This window comes from Delftia sp. JD2 (assembly GCF_001682645.1).
Classification (GTDB): Bacteria; Pseudomonadota; Gammaproteobacteria; order Burkholderiales; family Burkholderiaceae_C; genus Comamonas; species Comamonas acidovorans.
The window spans coordinates 22,258-48,737 of the sequence record NZ_LFJT01000050.1; the positions used below are offsets into that span (position 1 = coordinate 22,258).

General features: G+C 68.0%; 25 protein-coding genes. 16 read left to right on the forward strand and 9 right to left on the reverse strand.

What is annotated here, in order from left to right; translation table 11 throughout:
• Window positions 1-38 precede the first annotated feature (38 nt).
• The 4 genes from arfB to ACM14_RS22645 all read right to left on the reverse strand — a co-directional run bounded on the left by arfB (window position 39) and on the right by ACM14_RS22645 (window position 2,262).
• Window positions 39-449, reverse strand: a complete 411-nt coding sequence (gene arfB, locus ACM14_RS22630; protein ID WP_017405644.1) for an alternative ribosome rescue aminoacyl-tRNA hydrolase ArfB — start codon at window positions 447-449, stop codon at window positions 39-41.
• Complete coding sequence (locus ACM14_RS22635) at window positions 442-1,326, reverse strand: alpha/beta fold hydrolase (protein ID WP_065347373.1); 885 nt, start codon at window positions 1,324-1,326, stop codon at window positions 442-444. Before ACM14_RS22635 ends, arfB begins: the two co-directional genes overlap by 8 nt.
• A complete protein-coding gene (gene aroQ, locus ACM14_RS22640) occupies window positions 1,323-1,766 on the reverse strand; it encodes a type II 3-dehydroquinate dehydratase (RefSeq protein WP_065347358.1) in 444 nt (147 codons plus the stop codon). The genes ACM14_RS22635 and aroQ overlap by 4 nt, the downstream gene beginning before the upstream one ends.
• Window positions 1,767-1,896: 130 nt before the next feature.
• Window positions 1,897-2,262: a hypothetical protein gene (locus tag ACM14_RS22645; RefSeq protein ID WP_065347359.1), complete on the reverse strand. Its 366-nt coding sequence runs from the start codon at window positions 2,260-2,262 to the stop codon at window positions 1,897-1,899.
• Between the two features lie 230 nt (window positions 2,263-2,492).
• Between ACM14_RS22645 and ACM14_RS22650 the strand changes: the two genes are divergently transcribed.
• The 5 genes from ACM14_RS22650 to ACM14_RS22670 all read left to right on the forward strand — a co-directional run bounded on the left by ACM14_RS22650 (window position 2,493) and on the right by ACM14_RS22670 (window position 9,000).
• On the forward strand, window positions 2,493-4,301 hold the full coding sequence (locus ACM14_RS22650; RefSeq protein WP_043823783.1) for a glutamine--tRNA ligase/YqeY domain fusion protein: 1,809 nt from the start codon (window positions 2,493-2,495) through the stop codon (window positions 4,299-4,301).
• A gap of 129 nt (window positions 4,302-4,430) precedes the next feature.
• Entirely contained in the window at window positions 4,431-5,147 is a 717-nt protein-coding gene (locus ACM14_RS22655) for a class I SAM-dependent methyltransferase (protein ID WP_065347360.1), read from the forward strand.
• Window positions 5,148-5,246: 99 nt separating this feature from the next.
• Window positions 5,247-5,564, forward strand: a complete 318-nt coding sequence (locus tag ACM14_RS22660; RefSeq protein ID WP_013803391.1) for a DUF2322 family protein — start codon at window positions 5,247-5,249, stop codon at window positions 5,562-5,564.
• A gap of 183 nt (window positions 5,565-5,747) precedes the next feature.
• Window positions 5,748-8,012: a DUF3300 domain-containing protein gene (locus ACM14_RS22665; protein WP_065347361.1), complete on the forward strand. Its 2,265-nt coding sequence runs from the start codon at window positions 5,748-5,750 to the stop codon at window positions 8,010-8,012.
• 190 nt (window positions 8,013-8,202) lie between these two features.
• A complete protein-coding gene (locus ACM14_RS22670) occupies window positions 8,203-9,000 on the forward strand; it encodes a peptidoglycan DD-metalloendopeptidase family protein (RefSeq protein ID WP_254662116.1) in 798 nt (265 codons plus the stop codon).
• Between the two features lie 22 nt (window positions 9,001-9,022).
• On the opposite strand, the gene ACM14_RS22675 is transcribed toward ACM14_RS22670, so the two are convergent.
• Complete coding sequence (locus ACM14_RS22675; RefSeq protein ID WP_013803394.1) at window positions 9,023-9,601, reverse strand: DUF2242 domain-containing protein; 579 nt, start codon at window positions 9,599-9,601, stop codon at window positions 9,023-9,025.
• 332 nt (window positions 9,602-9,933) lie between these two features.
• Between ACM14_RS22675 and ACM14_RS22680 the strand changes: the two genes are divergently transcribed.
• The 8 genes from ACM14_RS22680 (at window position 9,934) to ACM14_RS22715 (ending at window position 18,499) form a co-directional block, all read left to right on the forward strand.
• On the forward strand, window positions 9,934-10,776 hold the full coding sequence (locus tag ACM14_RS22680) for an META and DUF4377 domain-containing protein (protein ID WP_013803395.1): 843 nt from the start codon (window positions 9,934-9,936) through the stop codon (window positions 10,774-10,776).
• A gap of 258 nt (window positions 10,777-11,034) precedes the next feature.
• A complete protein-coding gene (locus tag ACM14_RS22685; RefSeq protein ID WP_257221264.1) occupies window positions 11,035-11,958 on the forward strand; it encodes a nitrilase family protein in 924 nt (307 codons plus the stop codon).
• 40 nt (window positions 11,959-11,998) lie between these two features.
• Window positions 11,999-13,165 (forward strand): substrate-binding protein, encoded by a 1,167-nt coding sequence (locus ACM14_RS22690; RefSeq protein ID WP_065347364.1) that lies wholly within the window; start codon window positions 11,999-12,001, stop codon window positions 13,163-13,165.
• 41 nt (window positions 13,166-13,206) lie between these two features.
• Complete coding sequence (locus ACM14_RS22695) at window positions 13,207-14,040, forward strand: branched-chain amino acid ABC transporter permease (RefSeq protein WP_065347365.1); 834 nt, start codon at window positions 13,207-13,209, stop codon at window positions 14,038-14,040.
• The gene (locus ACM14_RS22700) at window positions 14,033-15,862 is read left to right on the forward strand and encodes an ATP-binding cassette domain-containing protein (protein WP_084027424.1); all 1,830 of its coding nucleotides are present in this window, start codon (window positions 14,033-14,035) and stop codon (window positions 15,860-15,862) included. The genes ACM14_RS22695 and ACM14_RS22700 overlap by 8 nt, the downstream gene beginning before the upstream one ends.
• On the forward strand, window positions 15,859-16,566 hold the full coding sequence (locus ACM14_RS22705) for an ABC transporter ATP-binding protein (protein ID WP_065347366.1): 708 nt from the start codon (window positions 15,859-15,861) through the stop codon (window positions 16,564-16,566). Before ACM14_RS22700 ends, ACM14_RS22705 begins: the two co-directional genes overlap by 4 nt.
• A gap of 153 nt (window positions 16,567-16,719) precedes the next feature.
• Window positions 16,720-17,862: a transporter substrate-binding domain-containing protein gene (locus ACM14_RS22710; RefSeq protein ID WP_065347367.1), complete on the forward strand. Its 1,143-nt coding sequence runs from the start codon at window positions 16,720-16,722 to the stop codon at window positions 17,860-17,862.
• Between the two features lie 4 nt (window positions 17,863-17,866).
• Window positions 17,867-18,499: an ANTAR domain-containing response regulator gene (locus ACM14_RS22715; protein WP_175403295.1), complete on the forward strand. Its 633-nt coding sequence runs from the start codon at window positions 17,867-17,869 to the stop codon at window positions 18,497-18,499.
• 10 nt (window positions 18,500-18,509) lie between these two features.
• Here the strand turns inward: ACM14_RS22715 and cls are convergent, their stop codons facing one another.
• Together cls and ACM14_RS22725 are read right to left on the reverse strand one after the other, a co-directional pair.
• Window positions 18,510-19,958 carry a cardiolipin synthase gene (gene cls / locus ACM14_RS22720; protein WP_065347368.1) on the reverse strand — a complete coding sequence of 483 codons (1,449 nt, stop codon included), beginning with the start codon at window positions 19,956-19,958 and terminating at the stop codon, window positions 18,510-18,512.
• Between the two features lie 366 nt (window positions 19,959-20,324).
• Window positions 20,325-20,672, reverse strand: a complete 348-nt coding sequence (locus tag ACM14_RS22725) for a hypothetical protein (RefSeq protein WP_012204400.1) — start codon at window positions 20,670-20,672, stop codon at window positions 20,325-20,327.
• Between the two features lie 90 nt (window positions 20,673-20,762).
• Between ACM14_RS22725 and ACM14_RS22730 the strand changes: the two genes are divergently transcribed.
• A complete protein-coding gene (locus ACM14_RS22730) occupies window positions 20,763-22,136 on the forward strand; it encodes an MFS transporter (RefSeq protein WP_013803397.1) in 1,374 nt (457 codons plus the stop codon).
• Here ACM14_RS22730 and ACM14_RS22735 read toward each other — a convergent pair.
• Window positions 22,133-23,131: a diaminopimelate dehydrogenase gene (locus ACM14_RS22735; RefSeq protein WP_065347369.1), complete on the reverse strand. Its 999-nt coding sequence runs from the start codon at window positions 23,129-23,131 to the stop codon at window positions 22,133-22,135. The genes ACM14_RS22730 and ACM14_RS22735 overlap by 4 nt on opposite strands.
• Window positions 23,132-23,343: 212 nt before the next feature.
• On the opposite strand from ACM14_RS22735, the gene ACM14_RS22740 reads away from it, so the two are divergent.
• Entirely contained in the window at window positions 23,344-24,213 is an 870-nt protein-coding gene (locus ACM14_RS22740) for a pseudouridine synthase (protein ID WP_065347370.1), read from the forward strand.
• On the opposite strand, the gene ACM14_RS22745 is transcribed toward ACM14_RS22740, so the two are convergent.
• On the reverse strand, window positions 24,153-25,145 hold the full coding sequence (locus ACM14_RS22745) for a DHH family phosphoesterase (protein WP_043823772.1): 993 nt from the start codon (window positions 25,143-25,145) through the stop codon (window positions 24,153-24,155). The genes ACM14_RS22740 and ACM14_RS22745 overlap by 61 nt on opposite strands.
• 244 nt (window positions 25,146-25,389) lie before the next feature.
• Between ACM14_RS22745 and ACM14_RS22750 the strand changes: the two genes are divergently transcribed.
• A partial coding sequence (locus ACM14_RS22750) for a M20 aminoacylase family protein (RefSeq protein ID WP_065347371.1) occupies window positions 25,390-26,480 on the forward strand: 1,091 nt, incomplete at its 3' end.

A 26,480-nucleotide genomic window follows, 5' to 3' on the forward strand; every position in this document is an offset into this window, starting at 1 on the left:
GGCAGCACACATTGTTGCGCTGGCCGGGTCAATCCGAATCAATCGTCGCGCGGGCGCCCGCGCAGGGCCTTGGTGGCGCCGTGCCGGCTCTTGCTTTCCAGGCGGCGCCGCTGCGACCCCAGCGTGGGCCGGGTGGCGCGGCGCAGGATGGGCTCGGGATAGGCGGCGGCCACCAGCACGTTGAGCCGCTGCAGCGCGGCGCGCAGGTTCTGCTCCTGCGTGCGGTGTTGCTGGGCCTTGATGACGACCACGCCCTCGTTGGTGATGCGGCCGTCGCGCAGGGCCAGCAGGCGCTGCTGCACGGCCTCGGGCAGGCGCGAGGCGCGCACGTCAAAGCGCAGGTGCACGGCGCTGGAGACCTTGTTCACGTTCTGGCCGCCCGCGCCCTGGGCGCGCATGGCGGTCCACTGCACCTCGTGCAGCTCGATGGGCCGCATGCGCTCAGGCATCCAGCGCAGCGGCCAATGCCGCCACAAAGGCATCGGGACGCTCATGCATGACCCAGTGGCCCGCGCCGGGCACCAGCGCCAGGCCGCGGAAGTCGCGCGCATGGCGTGCAAAGGCCTGGGCCAGCTCCTGCATCATCGGGCCCGGATAGAGCGCATCGTGCTCGCCATAGATGGCCCATACAGGGCCGTCCACGGCCTGCAGGGCACGCGCCAGCACATCGGTGTGCGAGAGGCGGCGGCGCGGAAGGCGGTCACGCTCCACGTTGAGCACATGCAGGGCCAGCGTGTCCTCGTCGATCAGGCCGGCGTCATGCAGCATCAGCGCCTGCAGGTTGTAGCGGTGGGCCACGGCCTGCGCCTCGGGCGTGGCCAGGTGGCGCCAGCCCTTGAGCCGCACGGCCAGGCCCTTGCCCACGCCCATGCCGGGCGCCCCGGCCAGCACCAGGCGCCGGGCCAGCGTGCCGTCGGCGGCGGCCAGCATGCCGGCCGTCATGCCGCCAAAAGAGAAGCCGACCAGATCGCACAGCGGGGCGGCGGGCGCACCGTCATCGGCCAGCAGCTGCCGCAGGCCCTGGCGCAGCGGCTCGACCAGGGTGTCGGCATCCTGGCCGCCCGGCACGCCGTCGGAATCGCCGAAGCCGGGCAGGTCGGGTATCCACAGCTGGCGCCCCTGGGCCAGCAGCGCGTCCATGCAGCGCAGCCAGTGCGTCCAGCTGCCGCTGCCGCCGTGCAGCATGACGATGGGCAGCTCGCCCGCGCGTGCCTCGCCCCAGACATGCCAGACCATGTGCCCGTCTTCGGGCTGCGCGGCAGACAGCGGCGTGGTCAGGCGCCGCGCCTGGGCGCGCAGGCGCTCAATGGCGGCGGGCGTATTCACCACTGGGCCACGGCGTCAATGGCCAGGCCGTAGCCGGCCACGCCAAAGCCGCACATCACGGCGCGCGCGGCGGCCGACAGGTAGGAGTGGTGGCGGAAGCTCTCGCGCGCATGCACGTTGCTGATGTGCAGCTCCACCAGCGGCACGCCCGTGCCCTTGACGGCATCCAGCAAGGCCACGCTGGTGTGGGTGTAGGCGGCGGCGTTGAAGATCAGGCCGGCCAGGCGGCCTTCGGCGTGCACGCGGCCGGCTTCGTGGACCCAGTCCACCAGTTCGCCTTCGTGGTTGCTCTGGCGAAATTCCAGCGCCAGCCCGTAGCGCGCGCAGGCGGCTTCGCACAGCGCACGCACATCGGCCAGGGTCTGGGAGCCATAGATGGCGGGTTCACGCAGGCCCAGCAGGTTCAGGTTCGGGCCATTGAGGACATAGACGGTTTTCACGGCGGGGACACTCCAGGTTTCCAACGGGCTGGATTATGCGGGCCATCCCCGGCCCGGTCTTGGCGCAGGCGCCACGGAAAAAGCCGCCCCAAGGGGCGGCAAGAGTCGGTTCAGCGCGGCTCAGCTCAGATCAACGGCGCCAGTGGCCATGCCCGTGGCCATGGCCATGGCGGTACTCGCCACGGTATCCACCCCGGTAGCCGCCGCCATAGCCGTATCCGTAGCCGGGAACGACCACGACGGGGGGAGCACGGTAGACGGCGCGCGGCGCGTAGTAGACCGGCGGCGGGGGCGCGTAGTAGATGGGCTGGGGCGGTGCCACATAGACGGGGGCAGGCGCGACATAGACGGGCGGGCCATACATGCCAGGCGAATTCAGGCTGATGGACCAGTGCACATCGCCCCGGGCCTGGGCGGCGCCCGAAGCCATGAGGGCGGCCAGGGCCAGGCCGGCTGCTGCTGCTTTTGCAACCCACGGGGAAGCTGTCGTTGTCATGGTGTCTCTCCTCGAAGTTGGACAGGCGTGGCAGGCATTGCCGCTGGTGCCGCCTTCCCGCACTTTGGCACAGGGGGACGGCATACGCCCTGCATTCTCAACGCGCGAGAGGGGTCTACGGATGGCAGGCTTTTATACAAGTTTGTTTCCAAATGCCTCAACCCTTGGCTGGCGCGGCTGTCCGAAAGCCGTCCGGAGCGGGTCTGCAGGCGGGCGCCTACAATGCTGCGATGAGCTCTGCTGACGCCTCCCCCATCTCCAAAGATCCGGTCAAACCGAGTAACTTTTTGCGCCAAATCATCGAGGCCGACCTGGCCAACGGTACCCACGCCCAGCGCCGCTGGGGTGGAAGCCCCGGTGATGGCGACCACCACAACCAGGGCCAGGTGGACGTGGCGAAGATCCGCACACGCTTCCCGCCCGAGCCCAACGGCTACCTGCACGTGGGCCACGCCAAGGCCATCTGCCTGAACTTCGGCCTGGCGCGCGACTACGAAGGTGCCTGCCACCTGCGTTTCGACGACACCAATCCCGAGAAGGAAGACCAGGAGTACGTGGACAGCATCATCGATGCCGTCCATTGGCTGGGCTTCGGCTGGAAGGAAGCCGACGGCCACGAGAACCTGTACTTCGCCAGCAACTACTTCGACTTCATGTACCGCGCAGCCGAGTACCTGATCGAGCAGGGCCTGGCCTATGTGGACGAGCAAAGCGCCGACGACATGAAGGCCAACCGCGGCGATTTCTCGCGCCCCGGCGTGGACAGTCCGTTCCGCAGCCGCACCGTGGCCGAGAACCTGGCGCGCTTTCGCGAAATGCGCGACGGCAAGCTGCCCGATGGCGCTGCCGTGCTGCGCGCAAAGATCGACATGGCATCGCCCAACATCAATCTGCGCGATCCCGCCATCTACCGCGTGCGCCATGCCGAGCACCACAACACCGGCAACCAGTGGTGCATCTACCCGATGTACACCTTCGCCCATCCCATCGAGGACGCGCTGGAGCACATCACCCACAGCATCTGCACGCTGGAGTTCGAGGACCAGCGCCCGTTCTACGACTGGCTGCTGGACCATCTGCGCGAAGGCGGCCTGATCGCCGCGCCGCAGCCCCGCCAGTACGAGTTCTCGCGCCTGCACCTGACCTATGTGATCACCAGCAAGCGCAAGCTCAAGCACCTGGTGGACAACGGCATCGTCAGCGGCTGGGACGATCCGCGCATGCCCACCATCGTCGGCCTGCGCCGCCGTGGCTACACGCCCCAGAGCATCCAGGCCTTCTGCGAGCGCATCGGCGTGACCAAGGACTACGCCTGGATCGATTACTCCACGCTGGAAGGCTGCCTGCGCGAGGACCTGGAGAACCAGGCCCATCGCGGCATGGTGGCCCTGGACCCGCTCAAGCTGGAGCTGACCAACTGGGCCGAGGTCTTCGGCAGCGCCGAGCACCTGGAAGCCTGCGAGCTGCCCGCCCTGCCCCACGCCGCCGAAGGCCAGCAGGTGCCGGTGCGCCGCTTCACGCTGGGCCGCGAGGTGTGGATCGAGCGCGAGGACTTCGCCGAAGTGCCGCCCAAGGGCTACAAGCGCCTGTTCCCCGGCAACAAGGTTCGCCTGAAGGGCGGCTACGTGATCGAGTGCACGGGCTGCGAGAAGGATGCCGAGGGCAACGTCACCAAGGTGCTGGCCACCGTGGTGCCCGACACCAAGAGCGGCACGCCGGGTGCGGACAGCGTCAAGGTCAAGGCCGCCATCACCTGGGTGGGCGTGGCCGACGGCGTGCAGGCCGAGGTGCGCCTGTACGACCGCCTGTTCACCGACCCGCAGCCCGATGCGGGCGGCAAGGACTTCCTGACGCTGCTCAACCCGGACAGCCTCAAGGTGGTGACCGCCTATGTGGAGCCTTCGCTGGCCAACGCGCAGCCTGACGACAAGTTCCAGTTCGAGCGCTTCGGCTACTTCGTGGCCGACCGCAAGGACCACACACCGGGCAAGCCCGTGTTCAACCGCGCAACGGGTCTCAAGGACTCCTGGGGCAAGTAGGCGCATGGCCCGCTGACGGGCACCTGCACCGCTCCTCCCCGAAGATGGCCCACCATCCTGCTTTGCAGGGGTGGGCCATCGCACATCGGCGCTTTTGCAGGGACCGTGGCCTCAGCACAATGCCAGGCCATGAACCAAGCCTTGCCACAGGCGGCTTCCGCCGCCAAGTTCGACACCTCCCGCGCGGCCGAGTACGAAACGCAAAGCCGCATCGCACTGGCCGGCTACGACGCCTGCCACGAACTGGCCGCCTGCCTGCTGGCCGCCAGCCTGGATGCCGGCCCGAAGTCCGTGCTGATTGGCGGCGCCGGTGGCACGGGCCAGGAAATCCTGGCCACGGCGCGGCTCAGGCCGCTGTGGAAATTCACGGCTGCCGACCCCTCGGCCCCCATGCTGGACCAGACCATGGACCGCATCGCCGCGGCGGGGCTGTCGGCCCAGGTGCAGGCCGCTGCCTGCGCCGTGCAGGACCTGCCGGCCGGCACGGTGTTCGACGCGGCCACGCTGATCGGTGTGCTGCACCACATCCCTGACGACGCGGACAAGCTGCAGCTGCTGCAGGCCCTGTCGGCGCGGCTGGCGCCGGGGGCGCCCTTCATCCTGGCCTGCAACCGCCACCGCTATGACAGCGAGCCGCTGTTCCTTGAAGCCTGGGCCATGCGCTGGCGCATGGCGGGCGTGGACGAGGCCGCTGTCCATGCGAAACTCGGCAAAATCCGGCAGGGCGCGGTTCCACCGGCCTCGGAAGAGGCGGTGGAGCAGATGCTGGCCCAGGCCGGTTTCGTGCAGCCCAAGCGCTTTTTCTCCAGCCTGTTCTGGTGTGCCTGGATTGCCTTCAAGGCCTGACCACTGAATCACTGAACCACTCAGCCACTGAAACACCAGAACGCCCGGCGCCGGTGGACCCGTCCCTTTCACTCTTTTCCCTTTGATTTGCCTTTCAGCATGAACTTCTCCGCACGCCTTCAGCAACTGCCCACCGTCACCCACCTCGCCGCGCTGCAGCTGGCCGATGCCCAGGGCCAGGTCGTGGCCACCATCGAGAACAAGCCCGGCCAAACCGGCTCGCTGGCCGTGTACCACGCGCTGGCCGCGCTGTACGGCGGCAGCATCACGCCGGCCGCCGCCGAGTTGGGCCTGGAGTGGTATGCAGAGCACACGCAGGACGCCATCGCCTTCCCTGGCAAGCACCCCAACATCGACCGCCTGCTGGCCTGGTCCAAGGGTGCCGAGAGCTACCAGGCCCGCCTGATCGCGGCTTGATCGCGGCCTGAGCGCGGCCTGATCGCCGCCTGATTCAGCCTGGGTAAACACCGCGTCACAGAAGTTGCGCGGACTGGGGGCATCGGCTGACACGCCGGTGTCAACGCAGCGCGCACTTTGGCGTTCAAATGACATGTGCCTTGCCGCTTCGGCGCGCAAGGCGTTCCTGCCCAGGAGAACGCAATGCTGCAATCAGCCGTGCCCACAGCACGCACCACGGCCCGCTCAACTTCCCACGCTGGCGCCCTGCGCCTGAGCGTGCTGGGCGTGGCCGCCGCCCTGGCGCTGAGCGCCTGCAACGAATCCCAGGACAAGCCCCCGCAGGCCGCCAGCGCGCCGCTGCCGCCTGCCACCGAAAGCGCCCAGCCCGTCGCCACGCCCGTGGCCTATGTGCCGCCTTCGGCCGAGACGCTCTACCAGATGGTGGCGCCCATTGCGCTGTACCCCGACAAGCTCGTGGCCCAGGTGCTGGCCGCCTCTACCTATCCCGACCAGGTCGGCGCCGCCGAGGTGTGGATGGGACAGAACCCGGGCCTCAAGCCCGAGGAACTGCAAAACGCCGTCAACAGCCAGGACTGGGACCCTTCGGTCAAGTCGCTGGCGCAGTTTCCCAATGTGCTGGCGCAGCTGTCATCCAACGTTCCCTGGACCACGGCCCTGGGCAAGGCCTACTACAACGATCCGGCCGATGTGATGAACGCCATCCAGGTGATGCGTCAGCGCGCCTACAAGGCCGGCACGCTCAAGGACTCCAGCCGGCTCAAGGTGGCCGTGGCCACAGCCGATGCTCCGCCCCCCGTGCCCCAGCCCGCACCGCAAGCCGTGGGCGAGCCGCTGTCGTCCATGCTGCCCGTGCCGGTGATCGACACGCCGCCGCAGTTCATCGAGATCGCACCTGCCCAGCCTGACACCGTCTATGTGCCGCAGTACGACCCGGGCGTGGTCTATGGCGAGCCGGTGCCGATGTACGGCGGATACCGCCCCATCGTGGCGCCGCAACCCGTGTACGTGGGCAGTTCGGCCGCGCCCGTGGTGGCGGGGCTGATCGGCTTCGGCGCAGGCGTGATCCTGGCCGAGTCCGTGGACCGCCGCCCGTGGGGCTGGAACTCCTGGGGCATGCGCTGGGGCGAGCCCGGCTACCGCTGGCACCGCAACGAACCGCCGCCACCGCCCTCGCGCCGCCCGGCCGTGATCTACAACAACAACACCTACGTCTCGCGCTCGACCACGGTGGTGCAGAACATCCACAACACGCACATCAACAACGTTGGCAACGTCACCCACATCGCGAACAACCCGCACTTCGAGCCGCGCCGCCCTGACTTCCCGCAGCAGGGCGGTGATCCTCGCTCGGGCGACCCGCGCTCTGGCGACCCTCGTTCTGGTGACCCTCGTTCAGGCGGCATGGCCGCTGCGGCCCTGGCCGGTGCCGCAGGCATGGCCGGCGCCGCCGCAGCAGCGCACTCCGGCATGCCCCAACGCCTGGGCCTGAGGCCGCCGCAGGGCGGCCCGCCCCCGTCCGCCCAAGGCATGGTGCCGCCCGGCGGCGCCCAGGGCTTTGCCCGGCACGATGGTGCCGATCGCGGACGCCCGGGCCTCAGGCCCGATGACCGGCCCCAGGCCTCGCTGCAGCCCCGGATGAACCCGGCGCCGGCCTCGCAGCCGGGCCAGTTCGGCAAGTGGCCGCAGTCCCCTCAGTCTGCGCAATCGGCCCCCTCATCCCCATCGGGCGCCGCGCAGCGACCCGCGCCAGCACTGCCTGCGGCAGCCATGCAGGGTGAAAGGGGCCGCGACTCCCACGTGCCTTCCTGGTCTTCCGCAGCCACGCAGCAGGGCATGAGGCCACAGGACCGGCAGGACCGCGACCGCTCCATGGCCGATGCAGCGCGCCAGCGCCAGCAGCAACAGCAGCAAATGGAGACGCAGGCCGCCCGCCTTCGCGGCGAGGAACAGGCGCGCCAGCAACAGCAGCGCCAGGCCCAGATGCAGGCCCAGGCGCAGATGCGGGATCAGGCCCGCGACCAGGCCCAGGTTCAGGCGCAAGCCCAGGCCCGCCAACAGGCCGAGCGCGATCGCCAGGCCTTGCAGCAGCGCTCCCAGGACCAGGCGCGCCAGCAGCAAATGCAGCAACAACAACAGCAGCAGCAGGCACGCGCACAGGAGCAGATGCAGGCCAGGATGCAGGCCCAGCAACAGGCCCAGCAGCAGGCGCAAAGACAGGCCCAGATGCAGGAGCGGCAGGCGCAGCAGCAAAGACAGCAGCAGTTCGAGGCTGCACAGCAGCAACGCATGCAGGCCCAGCAAGCACAGCAGGCCCAGGCACAGGCACGTGCCCAGCAGCAGCAGGCCCGCGCACAGCAGGAGCAACGCCAGCAACAGCAGCGCATGGCCAACGCGGCCCGCCCACAGGAGCGGCGCGGCGGGCGCGACGAGCGCCGGGACCGTTGAGCGGCGCGCAAGCGCATTTGAATGCCATGGCGTCATGGCGTTGAGGCGATGGCAAGCTGGCGCGCCGGCATGGCGGACAATGGGGCGCTCGACCACAGCCCCCCCCGCTTCCCTCATGCAGATACCGACGACGAATTCCCGCTCCCGCCGACTGTTTGTGCAATCCCTGTGCGCCTCGGGCGCGGGCCTGATGGTCCCGGCCTGGGCCGCTGCGGCCTCCGGGGAATCCCCCTGGCCGCATGACAGCCGCGTGCCCGGTGGCGTGGCCCGCCTGTCGCTGGGGCCAGCCGCCCAGCGGCCCCAGGTGCTGGCCGGCGACGTGCCCGTGCTGGTTGTGGGCGACATGATCGAATGGACGGCCGTGGTCGGCATTGCGCTGTCGGAGGCGCCCGGCACGCATGGCGTGACGGTGAAGGGCGAGGGCACACCGCGCACCCTGCCCTACGAAGTGCGCGACAAGAAATACACCGAGCAGCGCCTGAAGGTCTCGCCCAAGACCGTGGACCTGTCACCCGAGGACGATGCCCGATACCAGCGTGAACGCGCCCACCAGCAGACCATCATGGCGCTGTTCACCGAGCCTCCCGCACGCCCTGGCGACCTGCGCATGCGCCAGCCCGTGCCGGGCCGCCGCAGCAGCAGCTTCGGCCTGCGCCGCGTGTTCAACGGCCAGCCGCGCAATCCGCACAGCGGCATGGACATCGCGGCAGCCACAGGCACCAACGTCGTCGCGCCGCTGCCGGGCAAGGTGGTGGATGTGGGCGACTATTTCTTCAACGGCGGCACCGTGTGGCTGGACCACGGCGGCGGCCTGCTGAGCATGTACTGCCATCTGAGCAGCGTGCAGTGCAAGCTGGGCGATCAGCTGGACACGGGAGATGCCTTCTGCAAGGTAGGCGCCACGGGCCGTGTCACCGGCCCGCACCTGCACTGGGGCGTGATGCTCAACCGCACCATGGTGGACCCGGCCCTGTTCCTGGCGGCGTGAACCGGGCCGGCGCCCGCCGGCGTCAGTGGTTGGCCGAGGGAATGGTGTTCTGCGGCGCCACCGGCGTGGGCACGGCGATGGATTCACGGTCCTGCGCCAGGTAGCGCGACACCAGCTCGAAGAAGCTGTCGTAGAAACCGCTCTTGGCAATCGTCTCGCTGCCCACCTTGACCATGGAGTCGCTGCCCGAGGAGAACGGCAGCGACACCGACCCCAGCGCACCCACGCCCAGGCTGGCCGAGTTGGCGCTCTTCTTCAAGGTATATCGGTCCTGCAGCGCCGTGACAAAGCCGATGCTGACCTGGCCATCGGCCGTCTCGGGCACGCAGACCACGCGGATGTTCATCTGCAGGTTCAGTTCGGGGTCGGGCTGGAAGCTCTTGCTGCCCTCTATGAGTTCGGCCGTGCGCGCCATGGCGATGTAGCCCTGGCTCAGCAGCGCGCGGCGCGCGGCCTCGCAGGTCTGGGCCGGCGAGGCATCGAACATGCGCGAGAAGGTCTCGGTGGAGCCGAAGCTCTCCTGCACGGGCACATGCTGGGGAATGGTCGAGCCGCAGCCCGCAAGCATTGCAATGATGGCCAAAGCTCCCGCGTAGCGCATGCCACGCACCCTGTTTGCTGCACTCCAACGTCGATACACGAACCTGCTCCTTGCTCCGGCGCCGCAGCCTGCGGATGGCATGGCGGCTGGCCGCCTATTCTCACCTGAGCGCAACGCATCGGCCGGCAACTTTGCAGCAATCCGTTTTTTCCGCCTGCATCAAATAGATGCAAAGGAATGTGAATAGCGCCCCGTTCTGACAGGCGCCGCCCCGCATCTGCGTTATGGTGCCCCGGTTCGGCCAGGGCCGGCGCGGCACATGCCGCACCAGGGCTGCCACCAGCCCGCCGCGCCTGAGCCTGTCTCCGTACCCATCAACCAAGGAATTCAACATGAAGCCAAGCTGGACCTGGTGCCTGCCCGTGATCGTCACCATGGGGCTCGGCGCCTGCAGCCATATCGACAAGGGTGGCAATGCCGAAGAAGGCGCCAAGACCCAGGCGTCGGCCCCTGCCGGCCCACCCGGCGATGCCCAATCGCTGACCGCCTACCACTGGAATCTTCGCCAGGCCTTCACGCCCCAGGGCACCGAAGACCAGAGCTGGTTCCTGACCGCCGCCTCGCGCAAGCGGCCCCTGCAACTGGAATTCGCCGACCAGCGCCTGGCCGTCAAGAACCTGTGCAACGTGGTGACCACGGGCTACCGCACCGAAGGCAACCGCATCGCCACCCAACGCGCCGCCAGCACGCTGATGGCCTGCGATGACGACCAACTGATGGCGCTGGAGCAAAAGGTGGCCCGCATCCTGCCCACGGCCAAGCAATGGTCCGTGCAACTGGGCGAAGGCAAGCAGCCTGCGCGCCTGACGCTCACCTTCATCGATGGCACGCGCTGGCAGTTCGACGGCTCGCCCACGGCCCAGACCCAGTACGGCAGCGCCGGCGAGCGCATCTTCCTGGAAGTGGCACCCCAACGCACGGCCTGCAATCACCCGCTGATCAAGGACTTCCAGTGCCTGCGCGTGCGCGAGATCCGCTACGGCGACAACGGCGTGAAGACCTCCACCGGCGAGTGGGAGAACTTCTACAGCGAGATCGAGGGCTACAAGCACGAACCCGGCATCCGCAACGTGCTGCGCATCCAGCGCTACAAGCGCCAGAACGTGCCCGCCGACGCATCGGCCTACGCTTATGTGCTGGACATGGTGGTCGAGAGCGAGCGCGTGGGCCGCTGAGCGCGCCTGCCTCCCAACAGCCCTGAAGGCCTGCATTGCGCAGGCCTTTTTCTTTTTTCGGAAGGAGACGGCCTGGGCCAGCCCATGTCCGGGAATCTACTGGTTTGACACCCGTCAATCGGGACGACAACATGATTGCCACGGCCGAGACCTCTCTCGTGCCCAACCTCAGCAATAACTGCTGACTCATATCGGCTATGAAAGCCCCTGACATGCGCCTACGGCGCCGTCGGGGGCTTTTTGCTTTTTGGAGCCTGCATGTCTTCTACGGAAAGTCTTCCTGACTCGCGCCCGCCGTCCACGGTATCCCAGGTATCCCCTAGGCCCCCGCTTGCGGTGGCCAGCATCCAGATGGAGCCTCGCGTGGGGCGCAAGGGCGAAAACCTTGCGCACTCGGTGGATCTGATCGAGCGCGCCGCCGCCCAGGGCGCCAACCTCGTGGTGCTGCCCGAGCTGGCCAACACCGGCTATGTCTTTGCCAGCCGCGCCGAGGCACTTGCGCTGGCGGAGTCCGTCCCGGACGGCTCCTGCACCCAGGTCTGGATGGATGTGGCGCGGCGCTGCAATGTGCACATCGTTGCCGGCATTGCCGAGCGCGCGGGCGACCGTCTCTACAACACCGCCGTGGTCCTGGGTCCCCAGGGATACCTGGGCACCTACCGCAAGCTGCACCTGTGGGGAGACGAGAACGTGTTCTTCGAGCCCGGGGACCGGGGCCTGCCCGTGTTCGACACCGAATGGGGGCGCCTGGGCGTGCTGATCTGCTATGACGGCTGGTTTCCCGAAACCTATCGCCTGCTGGCAATGCAGGACGTGGACATCGTGGCCATGCCGACCAACTGGGTCCCCATGGGAGGCCAGCCCGCAGACCGGCCGGCCATGGCCAATACGCTGGCCATGGCAAATGCACACAGCAACGCGTTGAGCATCGTCTGCGCCTGCCGCACCGGCACGGAGCGCGGCCAGCCCTTCATAGGCCAAAGCCTGATCGTAGGCGCCGAAGGCTGGCCGCTGGCCGGCCCCGCTTCGGTGCATGCCGAGGAGATCCTGCACGCATCGATCGACCTGGAGGACGCGCGCCGCAAGCGCCGGTTGAGCGCCTTCAACCATGTGCTGGGCGACCGCAGGACCGACATCTACGACGCCATGCTGGGCACGGGATGGCCGCGCCCGCAGCCCTGAGTCCTTTCCATCCATCCCCCTCTTTTTTGGAGCCATTTGCATGAAATCGCTCACATCCATTGCACGCCGCACTGCGGCCCTGGCTATCGCGCCCTTGCTGGCATGGCAGGTACACGCCGCCGAGCCCCTGCGCATCGGCGTGGCGGTCGGACTTTCAGGCGCCAACAGCGTCGTGGCCCCGGCCGTGGTGCAGGCTTCGCAACTGGCCGTGGAGGAGATCAATGCGGCCGGCGGCATCCTGGGGCGCAAGGTCGAACTGGAGATTGCCGACGACGCCTCGGGCGCCGTGGGCGCGCAAAAGGCCTTCGACACCCTGGTGTTCCAGAAGAAGGTCAGCGCGGTGATCGCCATGGAAACCAGCGCCGCGCGCAACGCGGCGCTGCCCGTGATCAACCGGGGCAAGCTCCCCTATATCTACACGTCGTTCTACGAAGGCCGTTCGTGCAATCCCTGGATGTACGTCAACGGCTGGGTGCCCGAGCAGCAGGTGGCGCCCATGGTGGATTTCCTCGCCAAGAACCGCAATGCCAAGAACTTCTTTCTGGTGGGCAATGACTATGCGTTCGGCCGCGGCATGCTGACATTCACGCGCAAGTACATAGAGCAGCAGGGCGGTAAGGTGGTGGGTGAGGAATATCTGCCCATCGATGGCAGCGACTGGACTTCGGTGCTGTCCAAGCTCCGGTCGGCAAAGGCCGACGCCCTGATCAGCGCCACGGCAGGCGGCGCCCCCAATGTGTCCCTGGCCAAGCAACTCAAAGCGGCTGGCCTGTCGCTGCCCTACGGCAACCTGGCCGTCGACGAGGGAACGGCCAGGACCATGGGCACCGATGCGCAGGGGATGCTCCTGTCGGCCTCGTACCTGACCGGCATAGACACGCCGGAGAACAAACGTTTCATGCAGGCCATGCAAAAGAAGTTCGGAGCGGAAATGAAAACGCCGAACGAGCTGTCCGAACCGCAGTACGAAGCCTTCCATCTGTTCAAGGCGGCGGTGGAGAAGGCCGGCTCCACGGACGCGGCGCTGGTGATCAGGGCGCTGGCGGAGGTGTCCTTCAATGGCCCGCGCGGCGTCATCCAGATGAGCCGCAGCCGGCACACGCCGCTGGCCATGCGCCTGGGCCAGGTCCAGGCCGACGGGACGGTCAAGGTGCTGGAGACTTTCGAGAAGGTGGACCCCGGCATGCAGTGCCCGAACCTCAAGTGACGGGCAGCCCCCCTTCCACCGCAACCCTGCAAGGAGGCACCATGGTGCTGCTACTGGATTTGCTGACCACGGCGAGCATGCTGTTCATCGTCACGGTCGGGCTGATGATGATTTTCGGGGTGATGAAAATCGTCAACTTCGCGCATGGCGCCCTGCTCACGCTGGGCGGCTATGCCAGCTACGTGGTGACCCGGCTGCAGATCGATCCCTGGCTGGGCTGGCCGCTGGCCTTCGTCACGGGCGTGGCGGCGGGCATGCTGGTGGAGCGGCTGATCGTCAGGCCGCTGTACCGGCGGCCGCTCGATGCCATTTTGGCCACCTGGGGCCTGGGCATCGTCATCGGCCAGTTGATCATGATGGCGTTCGGCCGCGAGGTGCAGTTCGTCAGCGCCCCGCTGTCCGGAACCTGGCAGCTCCTGGGGGTGGACTACTCGGCCTACCGGCTCCTGCTGGTGCCCGTCGCGCTGCTCATGTGCCTGCTGCTGGCGGGCCTGCTCAATGCCACGGACTTCGGTGTCAGGACGCGCGCCGTGATCATGAATGAGGACCTCGCCAGCAGCCTGGGCATCCATTCGGGACGGGTGCGCTTCATCACGTTCAGCCTCGGCGCCGGCCTGGGCACCCTGGCCGGCGCCATGATCACGCCGCTGTCCAGCGTGGACCCGAACATGGGCCTGTCCTGGCTGGTCAGCGCCTTCATGCTGGTCATGGTTTCCGGCCATTCCATGGGCGGCCTGCTGCTGACCTGTGCGGTGTTCGGCACGGCCCAGGTGCTGGTCAGCACCTATGCCAACCCGGTCCTTGGCGGCCTGACCATCGCCGTTCTTGCCGCCGTCACGCTGCGCATCCGCCCACGGGGGTTCTCCCATGGCTGAAGCACGCATACCTGGCAGCGCCGTGCTGCCCGCCCGCACCGCATCAGCGCCCTGGCTGCGCCCCACGGCAGTCCTGGCCACACTGGCCGTGCTGGCGTTCGCGGCAGGGCCCTGGATTTTCGACAGCTATCTGCAGAACATTCTCGTCAAGGCCTTTTTCTTCGCCATCGTGGCCGTGACCGTGGACATTCTCTGGGGCCATACGGGCTATCTGATCTTCGGGCAGTCAGCGTTCTTCGGCATGGGCGCCTATGCGGCCGGCCTGGTCTTCACATACATGGGGCCGGGTCCGGCCTCGGCCCTGCTGGCCATGGGGCTGGCGGTGGCTGCCTGCGCCGTCGTGGCGGCCCTGGTGGGCTGGCTGTCTTTTTACCGGGGAGCTTCCCCGTTCTTTGCCACGGTGATCTCGCTGGTGCTGCCCATAGTGCTGACGCAGTTGCTGCTGTCCGGCGGCGAGTGGACGGGGTCCAGTTCGGGCCTGACGGGCTACGAGAGCTTCGATCTGTCCATGCAGGCCTGGTACGGCATCGCAATGGGCGCGCTGGCAATGGCAGGCGGCCTGGGCTGGATGCTGGTGCGCAGCGACGCCGGCCGGGTGCTGTCGGCCATCCGCGACAACGAGGTGCGCTGCACCTACCTGGGCATCGATACATCGATCGTCAAGATCCTCCTGCTGGTGGCCATGGCGGCCGTCGCGGGCCTGGCCGGATTCGGGTACGGCTCCTTCAGCGGCGTGGTGGCGCCCGAGCTGGCGGGCTTTGCGCTGGGTACCGAGTTCATCATCTGGGTGGCGCTGGGCGGCAGGGGCACGCTGTGGGGCCCTCTGGCCGGCGCGGTGCTGATCAATGTGGCCTCCGCCTATCTGGGCAGCAGCATGCCGTTTGCCTGGCAACTCATCCTGGGGGCGGCCTTCGTCGTCGTGATCGTGCTGCTTCCGCAAGGCCTGATGCCCCTGCTGCTCAAGCCCTTCAGGACCGGCCAGGACGCTGAGGACCCGCCTCTTTTGCAGGAGCGCGCCCCGCGGGAGATGGACGGCATGCCGGACGGGGAGGACAGGCTGCAGAAAGCGGCCATCCACATGCAGGGTGTGGCCAGGCACTACGGTGCACTGAAGGTGCTGCAGGGCATTGATCTGGAGGCCCATGCCGGGGAGCTGGTGGGGCTGATCGGGCCGAACGGCGCCGGCAAGACGACGCTGATGCGCTGCATGAGCGACGGCGCCGAGCGCAGCGCGGGGACGATACGGCTGTGCGGCCATGACATTGGGCGCCAGCCTCCCGAGGCCTGCGTGCGCTTCGGGCTGGGGCGCAAGTTCCAGAACGCCAATATCTTCGAATCGCTGACCGTGGCCGAGTGCCTGCGCATTGCAGGAACGCGGCTTGAGCGGCCTTCGCTGGTGCGTCGCGATGGCGCGCTGCGCCTGCCGCCCTATGCCCTGCATGTGGTGCGCATGACGGCGCTGGAGCACAAGCTCGGCCACGTGGCGCGCGACCTGTCCCACGGCGAGCAGCAGGCGCTTGAACTGGCCATGGTGCTGGCGCTGGAGCCGCGCGTGGTGCTGCTGGACGAGCCCACAGCCGGGCTGACCCAAACCGAGCGCACGCAGATCGGCGAAGTCCTGGCCTCGCTGGCCGGGCGCTACCGGCTGTGCTGCCTGCTGGTCGAGCATGACCTGGACTTCGTGGAGCAGATCGCCACGCGTGTCGTGGTGCTGCACCAGGGAAGCATCGCCATGCAGGGCAGTTTCCGCGAGGTGGTGGACTCGCCCCTGGTCAGGACGATTTACTCGGGCAGTGCCCACGGGCACAAGGAGGCGGCATGAATTCCACCGTGCTGGCACTGGACGGTGTCACCAGCGGCTACCGGGGCTCGGTCGTCCTGCGCAATCTGTCGTTGGCCATAGGCCAGGGCGAAGCCGTCGCACTGCTGGGCAAGAACGGCATGGGCAAGAGCACGCTGCTCAAGACCATCATGGGTTTTCTGCCCAAGAAGACGGGGGCCGTGCGCCTGCATGGCGAGGACATCACGCGCATGGCACCCCACCGCATCGCCCGGCGTGGCATGGCCTACGCGGCACAGGAGCATGCGCTGTTTGCCGACCTCAGCATCCGCGACAACCTGCGGCTGGGACTGGCGCAGCAGGCCTTGTTTCCGGAGCGCCTGGCCGCCGTGGAGCCCCTGTTTCCGCTGTTCGGCAGCCGGCTGCAGCAACCTGCGGGCACGCTGTCGGGCGGAGAGCAGAAGATGCTGCTGCTGGCCAGGGCGCTGATGATGCGCCCCTCGGTGATCGTGCTCGACGAAATCACGGAGGGACTGCAGCCCTCGGTGATCGAGCGGCTGGCCCAGGCCCTGGCCCAGGAGCGCCAGCGCCATGGCACGGCGATGCTGATCGTGGAGCAGAACGTGCCGTTTGCGCTGCAGGTGGCGGACCGGTACGCGATCCTCAAGCAAGGCGAGCTGATCGACGAGGGGCCGGCCCGTGCAGTTGGTGCGGTCGAGGCGGTGTTCGGGCATCTGCGGGTCTGACCCTTGCCAACACGGAGCAAGCACCATGCCTTATGCCCCCGCATTCTTACCCGCATCCGCCGAAGCTTCGTGTCTTGCTGCCCGTCCGGCAGGACCGCAGGCACTGGACGCGTATCCCGCGACCAGGAATCTCCAACCCGTGAAAGCCTCTCCATGACCCACGAAACCCAGATGGACGATGGCTGGCGCATCGGCGTGCTGTTCTCGCGCTCCGGCCCCACGGGGGTGACGGAGTCCGAGCACTTCCTCGGCACTGCCCTGGCCATCGAGGAAATCAACCAGCTCGGCGGCGTTCTGAGCCGGCCGCTGATCCCCGTGGCCTACGACCCCAGGGGCGATGCGACGGAGTATCGCCAGCTCGCAACGCGGCTGCTGCTGGAAGATGAGGTCAACGTGATCTTCGGCTGTTCGCGCTCTTCCAGCCGCAAGGCGGTGCTTCCGGTGATAGAGCGCAACAACGCACTGCTGTGGTATTGCTCGTTCTATGAGGGCTTCGAGTACTCGCCCAACGTGATCTACACGGGGGCCGTGCCCAACCAGAACAATGTGCCACTGGCCGCCTACCTGCTGCAGAACCGGGGCCGCAAGCTGTTTTTCGTGGGCGCCGACTACATCTACCCCCGCGAGTCCAACCGAATCATGCGAGACCTGGTGGAGCAGCACGGCGGCGAGGTGCTCGACGAGGTCTATCTGCCGCTGGAGGCCAGCCGCGCCGAAGTGGAGGAAGTCCTGGCCGACATACAGGCCGCCCAGCCCGACGCGGTGTTCTCCACCATGGTCGGCCAGTCTGCGCGGCTGCTCTACCAGCTGTACCGCGACTTCGGTCTCGATCCCCTGCGCACGCCCATTGCGAGCCTGTCCATGGTGGAAGAGGAGATACGCCAGATAGGCCCGTTGCTGTGCGAGGGACATATCACGGCAGCCACCTACTTCGGCTCGGTGGCCAGCGAGAGCAACCGGCGCTTCATCGCGCTGTGGCGCTCGCGCTTCGGAGATCGCCCCACCAGCATGTGGTCCGAGCTGGCCTACGCCCAGATCCATCTGTTCGCCCAGGCGCTACAGCGCTCGGGCAGCCTGGACCGGCGCAAGCTGGTCGAGGCGGCGCACCGGGTCCGGTTCGAGGCCCCCGAAGGACCGATCACGGTGGACCCGGAGAATAACCACTGCAGCCTGACGCCCCGCATAGGCATCTGCCGCAGCGACGGGCAGTTCGATATCGTCTGGGAAGCCATGGAGCCGGTCAGGCCCGATCCCTACTTTTCCACCTTCGGGTTTTCCGAGTTCTGGCTGAGGTGAGACCATGAGTTCCAGCCTGCGACGCCTGTACGAAGACCTGCGCAGCATCTGCGTCGCCGTCGTCCATCCTCCCGGGGAGGACCGCGACATCATCGTGGAGCAGCTGCAGCGCATCGGGTGCCGGCTGCGCATCGTCTGGCCGCTGCCGCCCGAGCCGCCTTCGGGCGCCGATGTCATCTTTTTCCAGGTGACCCAGGACCTGGAGGCCAGTTCGGGTTGGAATGCCGGCACCGTGGACGCGGCGCTGGTCGCCCTGTCGGACTACGAAAGCCCCACCACCCTGAAGCTGCTGCTGGACACCCAGGCCCATGGCGTGATCACCAAGCCATTCCGCTCCTCGGGCATTCTCAGCACGCTGGTGCTGGCCAGGTCGGCCCAGGGGTTCCAGCAGCGGCTGCAGGGCAAGATCGACAAACTCGAATCCACCATCAAGTCGCGCCGCCAGATCGAGAAGGCCATTCGCGTGCTCGTGGACCACCAGCAGATGACGGAGGAGCAGGCCTATGTGCACATGCGCGAGCGCGCCACCGGCCTGCGGGTGACCGTGGCCGAAGTGTCGGCCATGGTGCTGGAGACCCATGAGGCCATGGAGAAGCTGGGCTTCGCCAAGGCACCCGGGCCGGCGCGGCGGCGGTGATGCCTTCGGCTCAAAGCACCGGGCTCAGCATCGCCAGCAGGTTGTTCCAGATGCGGCGGCCCCAGTGCCAGGCGTGGACCTGGGCGGCCGTGATGCGGTCGGACTGGCGGATGTACTCGCCCTGGCGCTGGCGGATGGCGCGGGTCACGGCCTCGTCCTGCAGCAGCACGTTGTTCTCGAAGTTCAGGTCGAAGCTGCGCAGGTCCAGGTTGGTGGAGCCCACGAGGGCCACCTGCCCGTCCACGCACAGGGTCTTGGCATGCAGCAGGCCGGGGCGGAATTCATGGAGGATGACGCCGGCCCGCAGCAGGTAGCGGTAGGTGCTGCGGCTGGCCGCGCCCACGATCCAGGAATCGTTGCGCGCCGGCAGGATGAGCGTGACCTGCACGCCGCGCCAGGCGGCGGCGCACAGGGCCTCCAGCACCGTGGCATCGGGGATGAAATAGGGCGTGGAGATCACCACTTCGCGCCGTGCACTGGCCAGCAGGGTGGACACCAGCTGCGAGGTGGAGCGCGGCCGCTCGGCCGGGCCTTCGGCAATGACGACGGCGGCAAAGCCTTCGGCGGGCATGTCGGCCGGCCCCGCTTCGGGTTGGGCGGCCAGGGGCATGGACAGTCCATGGTCTGCGCTGCGCGCCTGCGCCCAGTCGCTGGCAAAGACCTGCTGCATCTGCGCCACCACCGGGCCTTGCAGGCGCAGCATGATATCGACCCAGGGCGCGTAGCGGGCCTTGACGGCGAAGGCCTCGTCCGCGCAGTTCTGGCTGCCGCAATAGGTGATGGCACCATCGATCACGGTGATCTTGCGGTGGTTGCGCAGGTCCAGCCGGCTGGTGAACATCACCCTGAACGGGTGGCTGGCCGGCAGGGCCACGGCCAGTTGCACACCGGCCTGCGCCATCTGCTGCCAGAGGTCGGAGCGCAGCAGCGCGCGCGAGCCCAGCCCGTCCACCATGGCGCGGCAGACCACGCCACGCCGGGCCGCGCGCACCAGCGCCTGGGCCACGGCCGTTCCCGTGTCATCGGCCAGCCAGATGTAGTAGAGCACGTTGATCTCGTGACGGGCGGCCTCCATGTCGGCCAGCATGCGGGCGCGGGCCTGGGCACCATCGGCCATGAGCCGCGCGGCGTGACCCGGCTGCACGGGAAAGCGGTTGATGGACGCCGCATAGCCAAAGGCCGCCTGCCATTGCGGCGCGATGCCCGCCACCGGCACGCCGCTGCCCGTGACCGGGGCGCCGGGCGCAAAGTCCTGCACCTTGCGGTACCGGGCCCGGCCTCGGCGGCGCAGCGTCACCTCGCCAAACAGGTAGTACAGCGCGCAGCTCGCATAGGGGAGCAGCACGATGACGGTGAGCCAGCCCATGCGCACGTCGGGCCGCACATCGTCGCGCAGCAGGATGCGCAGGCCAAAGCCTGCAATGAGCAGCAGATGCAATGCAAGAAACAGCCAGGTCATGCAGCCAGCATAGCCGGGGGCTCTGCGGACGGGATTGGGCGGAAGGGATGTTTCACGGCGGCAAACCTGGATCTGCGCGCGGCCGGCGTCGCCTCAGGCAATGAACCGGAATTCCAGGAACCCGCCAATTCTTGAATGCAACGATAGTGCACACCCACATTCCAGGAGCGTTTCCGCTGCATGACGAAAATGACCGCAGCGTGACGGTTATGCCCAGCGACTGTGGGCCTGCCTGTGGACAAGCTTCGGGACAACCCTGTATTGCCGCGCCAGCCATGGGTTTGCCGCAGGCGCTGAAAAAACAGGCAGATCGCGCAGGTGCCGCAATGTTTCACGCGGCCGGGCTGCGCCGTGCAGGCGGGCGCCTCAACGGAAGCGGAAACGGCCTTCGACGAACATGGACGAGCGGTGGCCGCCCTCGCTGGCCGGGTCGGCAAACGACCAGAAGGCCTGCACCGTGCCCTGGGCCGTGTCGATGACCTGGCTGACGGTGAAGCCCGTTTTCTCGATCCAGTTGAGGAAGTGCAGGCTGTCGCTGACCTGCAGGTAGCTGAGCCGTTCGCAGCCATCGGATACATGGCCCAGGGAATCGACCACATGCCAGACCATCTGGCCTTGCGGCGTGTACCGCACATCAGCCTTGCTGTCGGGGAAGTCGATGACCGCCTCGCGCCCGATCAAGGTGCCGGCGTATTGCATGGACAACATGGACATGGTGTGTTGCTCCTCTGATGCGGGGTTCTGGCCTGACCCGTGATGGCATATTCTCGCGCCGCGCCGCGGGTGTTTGTGGGAGCAGACCGCATGCCTTCGTCGGCAGCGTGGAGCGGGCACAACGGCCAGCAAGGCGCCGGCATTTCGCAGATACTGCGCGTGCTCCTCCACGGATATCCGATCTTGCCCTCCTCCCCGCTTCCACCCTCATCGGCCGACAGCCCCGCTGCCGGCCTGCGCAGCAGCGCCTTCGTTCCCTTCGTCATGGCGCGCATGCTGTCCATGTTCGCCCAGCAGATGCAGGCGGTGGTCGTGGCCTGGCAGGTGTATGACCTGACGCGCGACCCCATGTCCCTGGCCTACGTGGGACTGGCCCAGTTCCTGCCCATGCTGGCGCTGCTGATTCCGGCCGGCGACCTCAGCGACCGCATGAGCCGCAAGCGCCTGCTGTCGGGCAGCTGGACCGTGGCTGCCCTGTGCTCCCTGCTGCTGCTGTGGCTGTCCTGGCACGAGGGCGCGGCCGCGCACGATGTGCACTGGATCTATGCCGTGCTGGTGCTGTTCGGCTGCAGCCGCGCCTTCACGGGGCCGGCCCTGCAAAGCCTGCTGCCGCAGATCGTGCCGCGCGAGCAGCTGGCCCAGGCGCTGGCCACCAACAGCATGCTGATGCGCACGGCCGCCATTGCGGCGCCTGTGCTGGGCGGAGTGCTCTACGCCTGGGGCGGCGCCGTGCTGACCTATGCGGTCTGCGGCGTCTCCCTGGTGCTGGCCGTGCTGCTGCTGGGCACGGTGCCCGTGCGCTTTGCCGGGGCCATGGCGCCGGCGGGCGGCTCGCTGTGGCAGCGCTTTGGCGAAGGCATCCATTTCATCCGCACGCGCCCCATCATCCTGGGCACGATTTCGCTGGACCTGTTCGCCGTGCTGCTGGGCGGCGTGGTGGCCCTGCTGCCCGTGTATGCGCACGAGGTGCTCAAGGTCGGCCCCGAAGGCCTGGGCCTGCTGCGCTCGTCCATGACCGTGGGCGAGGTGGCCATGGGCCTGTGGCTGTCGGCCCGTCCCATCCAGCGCCATGTGGGCCGCGTGATGTTCGCCGCCGTGGCCATCTTCGGCGTGGCCAACCTGGTGTTTGCGCTGTCGCACTGGTTCTGGCTGTCCATGGCCGCCCTGATGCTGGCCGGCGCGGCCGACATGGTGAGCGTGTACATCCGCTCGGCCCTGGTGCAGTTTTCCACGCCCGACTCCATGCGCGGGCGCGTGAACGCGGTGAACATGCTGTTCATCGGTTCGTCCAACGAACTGGGCGAATTCCGCGCCGGCACCAGCGCCGCCTGGCTGGGCGCCGTGCCGGCTGCCGTGGTGGGCAGCCTGTGCACGCTGGGCGTGGTCGGCAGCTGGATGACCCTGTTCAAGCCGCTGCGTGATGTGGACCGGCTGGAAGACGCGGCCCGCGTGGGCCAGGGCTAAAGCAGCTCGGCCCGCAGCTGCTGCGCACTCCTGGGCGACAGCAGGCCGGGCGCCACGTCAAACACGGTCTTGCAGCCCGTCTGCCCCGACTGCTGCAGCCTGTGCACGGCGCGCGCATAGGCCACGAGCACGCTGGCCGTGAATTCCGGATTGCTGTCCAGCTGCAGGCGGTATTCGATGGAGTGGTGCAGCCCCTGTGAGCTGCGGCCGCTGCGGATGACGAATCCGCCATGCGGCATGGCCGCATGGTCACGGGCAAGTTCCTCGGCGCTGATGAAATGCACCGTGGTGTCGTATTCGTCAAAGTAATGCGGCATGCCGGTGATGGCCTGGCGCACGCCATCGGCATCGGCCCCCTGCTCCAGCACCACAAAGCACTCGCGCCGGTGGCGCTCGCGCGCAGACAGCTCGGGCCGCACGCCACTGCGCACGCGCTGCACGGCCTCGTCCACGGGAATGGTGTACTGGACGCCCCCGGCCACGCCGGGAATGCGGCGGATGGCGTCCGAGTGCCCCTGGCTCAGGCCCTTGCCCCAGAAGGTGTAGGTGGCGCCATCGGGCAGCAGGGCCTCGCCCATGAGGCGTTGCAGGGAGAACATGCCCGGGTCCCATCCCGCCGAGACCAGCGCCGTGGTGCCGGCCGCGCGGGCGGCGGCATCCACCCGGTCGAAATGCTCGGGAATGCGCGCATGGGTGTCGAAGCTGTCCACCAGGCTGAAATGCGCGGCCAGCGCGGGCGACTGCTGCGGCAGGTCGTCCTTGGAGCCGCCGCACAGCACCAGCACGTCGATGCCGGTGCGATGGGCCAGCAGGCTGTCCACGCCGTGCACGGGCGTGCCGGGCTGCAGCGGACACAGCCGGGCCGGATCACGGCGGGTGTAGATGCCGGCCAGCGCCATGTCGGGGTTGCGGGCAATGGCGGCCTCCACGCCACGGCCCAGGTTGCCGTGGCCGACGATGGCGATGCGGATGGGAGCGGTGCTGCGATGGTCCATGCGGTGTGGTGTGGTGTGGTGCGTTTGAGAGGGGTTCAGAAACTCCGGTTCACGCGGCGGCGCGGAACCAGGCGCGATCTTGCATCGCCCTGAAGCCGCCAGTCGTGCAATGGCAGGCAGCACTGCGTTGCCCTGCACGGGGGTAGTGCGCAGTGGTAGTGCACGGGGGTCTGCATTGGCGGTGGGCGGACAGCGCCTACACTCACGCCCTCATGTTCCAGCCTTCATCCATCCCCTCCCTGGCCCAGCCGCCAGAGCCCGACGACGCGCCGCTGCACATCCTCTGGCGCGACGAGCATCTGGTGGCGGTGTACAAGCCCGCAGGCTGGCTGGTGCATCGCACGGGACTGGACGCGCACGAGACGCGCTTTGTGCTGCAGACCCTGCGCGACCAATTGGGCTGCCATGTGTACCCCGCGCACCGGCTGGACAAGGGCACCTGCGGCGTGCTGGTCATGGCCTTGCATGCCCAGGCCGCCCAGCGGCTGGGCCAGGCCTTTGCCGGGCAGGAAGTGCGCAAGCAATACCTGGCGCTGGTGCGGGGCTGGCTGCCGGATGCGGTGGAGGTGGACCACGCGCTCAGGCCCGACGATGCGCCCGAGGACGCGCCAGCCCAGCCCGCCCAGACTTCGCTGCGCTGCCTGGCGCGCCTGGAGTGGCCCGAGGCCTTTGACCCGCGCCACGCGGCCACGCGGATTTCACTGGTCGAGGCCCTGCCCGCCACGGGCCGGCGCCACCAGATACGCCGCCATCTCAAGCATGTGGCCCATCCCATCATTGGCGATGCCACGCATGGCAAGGGACCGCTGAACCGCTGGTGGGCCGAGCGGCTGGGCCTGCAGCGGCTGTGGCTGCACGCCCATGCGCTGGAGCTGGCGCACCCGATGACGGGCGAGCCGCTGCGCTTTGAGGCCGACTGGCAGCAACTGGGCCATGTGGCCGATGTGCAGCACTGGCGCGCGCTGTGCGCTCTGCCCGGCTGGCAGGCCTGTGCGGGCCTGCCGGCGACGGCCCGGCCGGATCAGACAGCTTCGGCTGGCGCGCCCGTTTCAGGCTGCTCCATCAGCGGCGCTGCCACATAGGCGTAGTCGGCCGAGGCATCGGCCTTGAGCACGCCAGACAGCAGCTCCACCAGGCGTTCGTTGCCCATCTTGAAGCCGCAGGCCTGGGCATGGCCACCGCCGCCAAAGCTCTCGGCCAGCGGAATGCAGTTGAACTCCGAGCGCGAACGCAGGCCGATCTTCACGCCCTTGGTGCTGGCATGCCACATCAGCGCGAAGCTGCCGCTCTGGCGCGCCAGCAGGTCGCCGACCTGGCTGTGGAACATGCCGGGGCAGTTGACCATCAGCCCTTGCATGCCGTTGAAGACCAGGGGCTGGGCCGCCTCGGAAATGTCGGCGCACAGCTTCTGGAATTTTTCGTCCATGGCGCCGCCGCGCGCCATGAAGGCGGCTTCCTGCTCGGGCGTGAAGGCCGCGATCTCGGCCCAGCGCTCGAAGCTGCGCGGCTCCATGTCCAGCGCCGCAAGAAAGCCCGCGCTCTCGGCGAATTCCCACTTCCAGATGTCGCGGTCCTCGATGAAGCGGATCAGGCCGGGCACGGGCTTGTCGGCCTGGAAGAACTCCCAGGCCAGGCGCGCGCCGGACTTGTTCATGTCGAAGTGCACGACGCCGCAGCGGCACTGGTAGCCGCTCAGCTTTTCGGCAGCGCTCTTGTGGTGGTCCAGCACCACGAGCTTGGAAACGCGCGACTCGATCTCGGCCATGAGCTCGGGCTCGAAGGCGAAGTCCAGCACGTAGACGGCGCGGCCGGCCAGCTCGCCCAGGTCGTCGGCCTTCTGGATCTCGCCATGGTCCAGGCCCCGGAATTCGGCCTGCCCGCCGTAGTACAGCCAGGCCGCCAGCGCCGCGCCGTAGCCGTCCGGGCAGCGGCGGCCGTGGTAGAGGATCAGGGGCTGGGGATCGTCATGCTCGGGGCGCACGAACAATTGCAGGGGCAGGATGGTGTTTTTCATGATGGGGGCGATTGTCGGTCCTGGCGCCATTCCCCTGCACTTGCTCCAGCGCCCGGGCACCCTGGGCAGCCGGGCATTGCGCGGGCTGCTCGCAAGGAACGTAGCGCAAAGCCTGGGCAGCACAAGGCCTATCGCCCCGGCAGGCGCCGCAGGCAAACCCCAGGACCTATCATGTCCGCCTTGTCATTGAATTGCTGCGACCGCCTGCGGACCCGCTGGGCGTGCAGGCCGCCGCGGCCCCTGTATGCGATCCACACCCGACATCACCCCCCACCTCGGCTCCCTGCTGAAGTTCCGCCACGACCTGCATGCCAACCCCGAGTTGCGCTACGAGGAGCACCGCACCGGCGACAAGGTGGCGGCCTACCTGATGGCGCTGGGACTGCAGGTGCACCGCGGGCTGGGCAGGACCGGCGTGGTGGCAAGCATCCACGGCCGGGGGCGCAGCGCCGCCAACCCGGGCCGCAGCATCGGCATACGGGCCGACATGGATGCGCTGCCGGTGACGGAGCTCAACGCCTTCGGCCACGCCAGCCAGAACCCGGGCTGCATGCATGCCTGCGGCCATGACGGCCACACGACCATGCTGCTGGGCGCGGCCACGCTGCTGGCGCAGCAGCCGGATTTCGATGGATCGGTGCACCTGATCTTCCAGCCCGCCGAGGAAGGCGGCGCAGGCGCCAAGGCCATGATGGAGGACGGCCTGTTCGACCGCTTCCCCTGCGAGGCCGTGTTCGCGCTGCACAACTGGCCTGCCCTGCCCGCCGGCGAGATGGCGGTGCGCGTGGGGCCCATCATGGCCTCCACGCTGCGCTTCGAGATCCGCGTGCACGGCAAGGGCGGGCACGCTGCCATGCCCCACACCACGCTGGACCCGATTCCCGTGGCCTGCGCCATCGTCGGCCAGTTGCAGAGCCTGGTGTCGCGCAGCACCGATCCGCTGGACAGCGCCGTGCTCACCGTGGGCAAGATCACCAGCGGCACGGTGGAGAACATCATTCCCGACGAGGCCAGCATCTTCGGCACGGTGCGCGCCCTCAGGACCGAGACGCAGCAGATGTTCATCGAAGGCATGCAGCGCATCAGCGAGCATGTGGCAGCGGCCCATCTGTGCCGCGCCGAATTCATTCTCAAGCCCGGCTATCCCAACACCACCAACCACGCGCACGAGGCCCGCTTCATGGCCGAGGTGATGCGCGAGGCGGTGGGCGAGGACCGCACCCACGCCGACATCCTGCCGGCCATGACGGCCGAGGACTTCGGCTTCATGCTGGAGGCCGTGCCTGGCGCCTATGGCTGGATAGGCAACGGCAGAAGATGGTGGAGCGTCGGGCC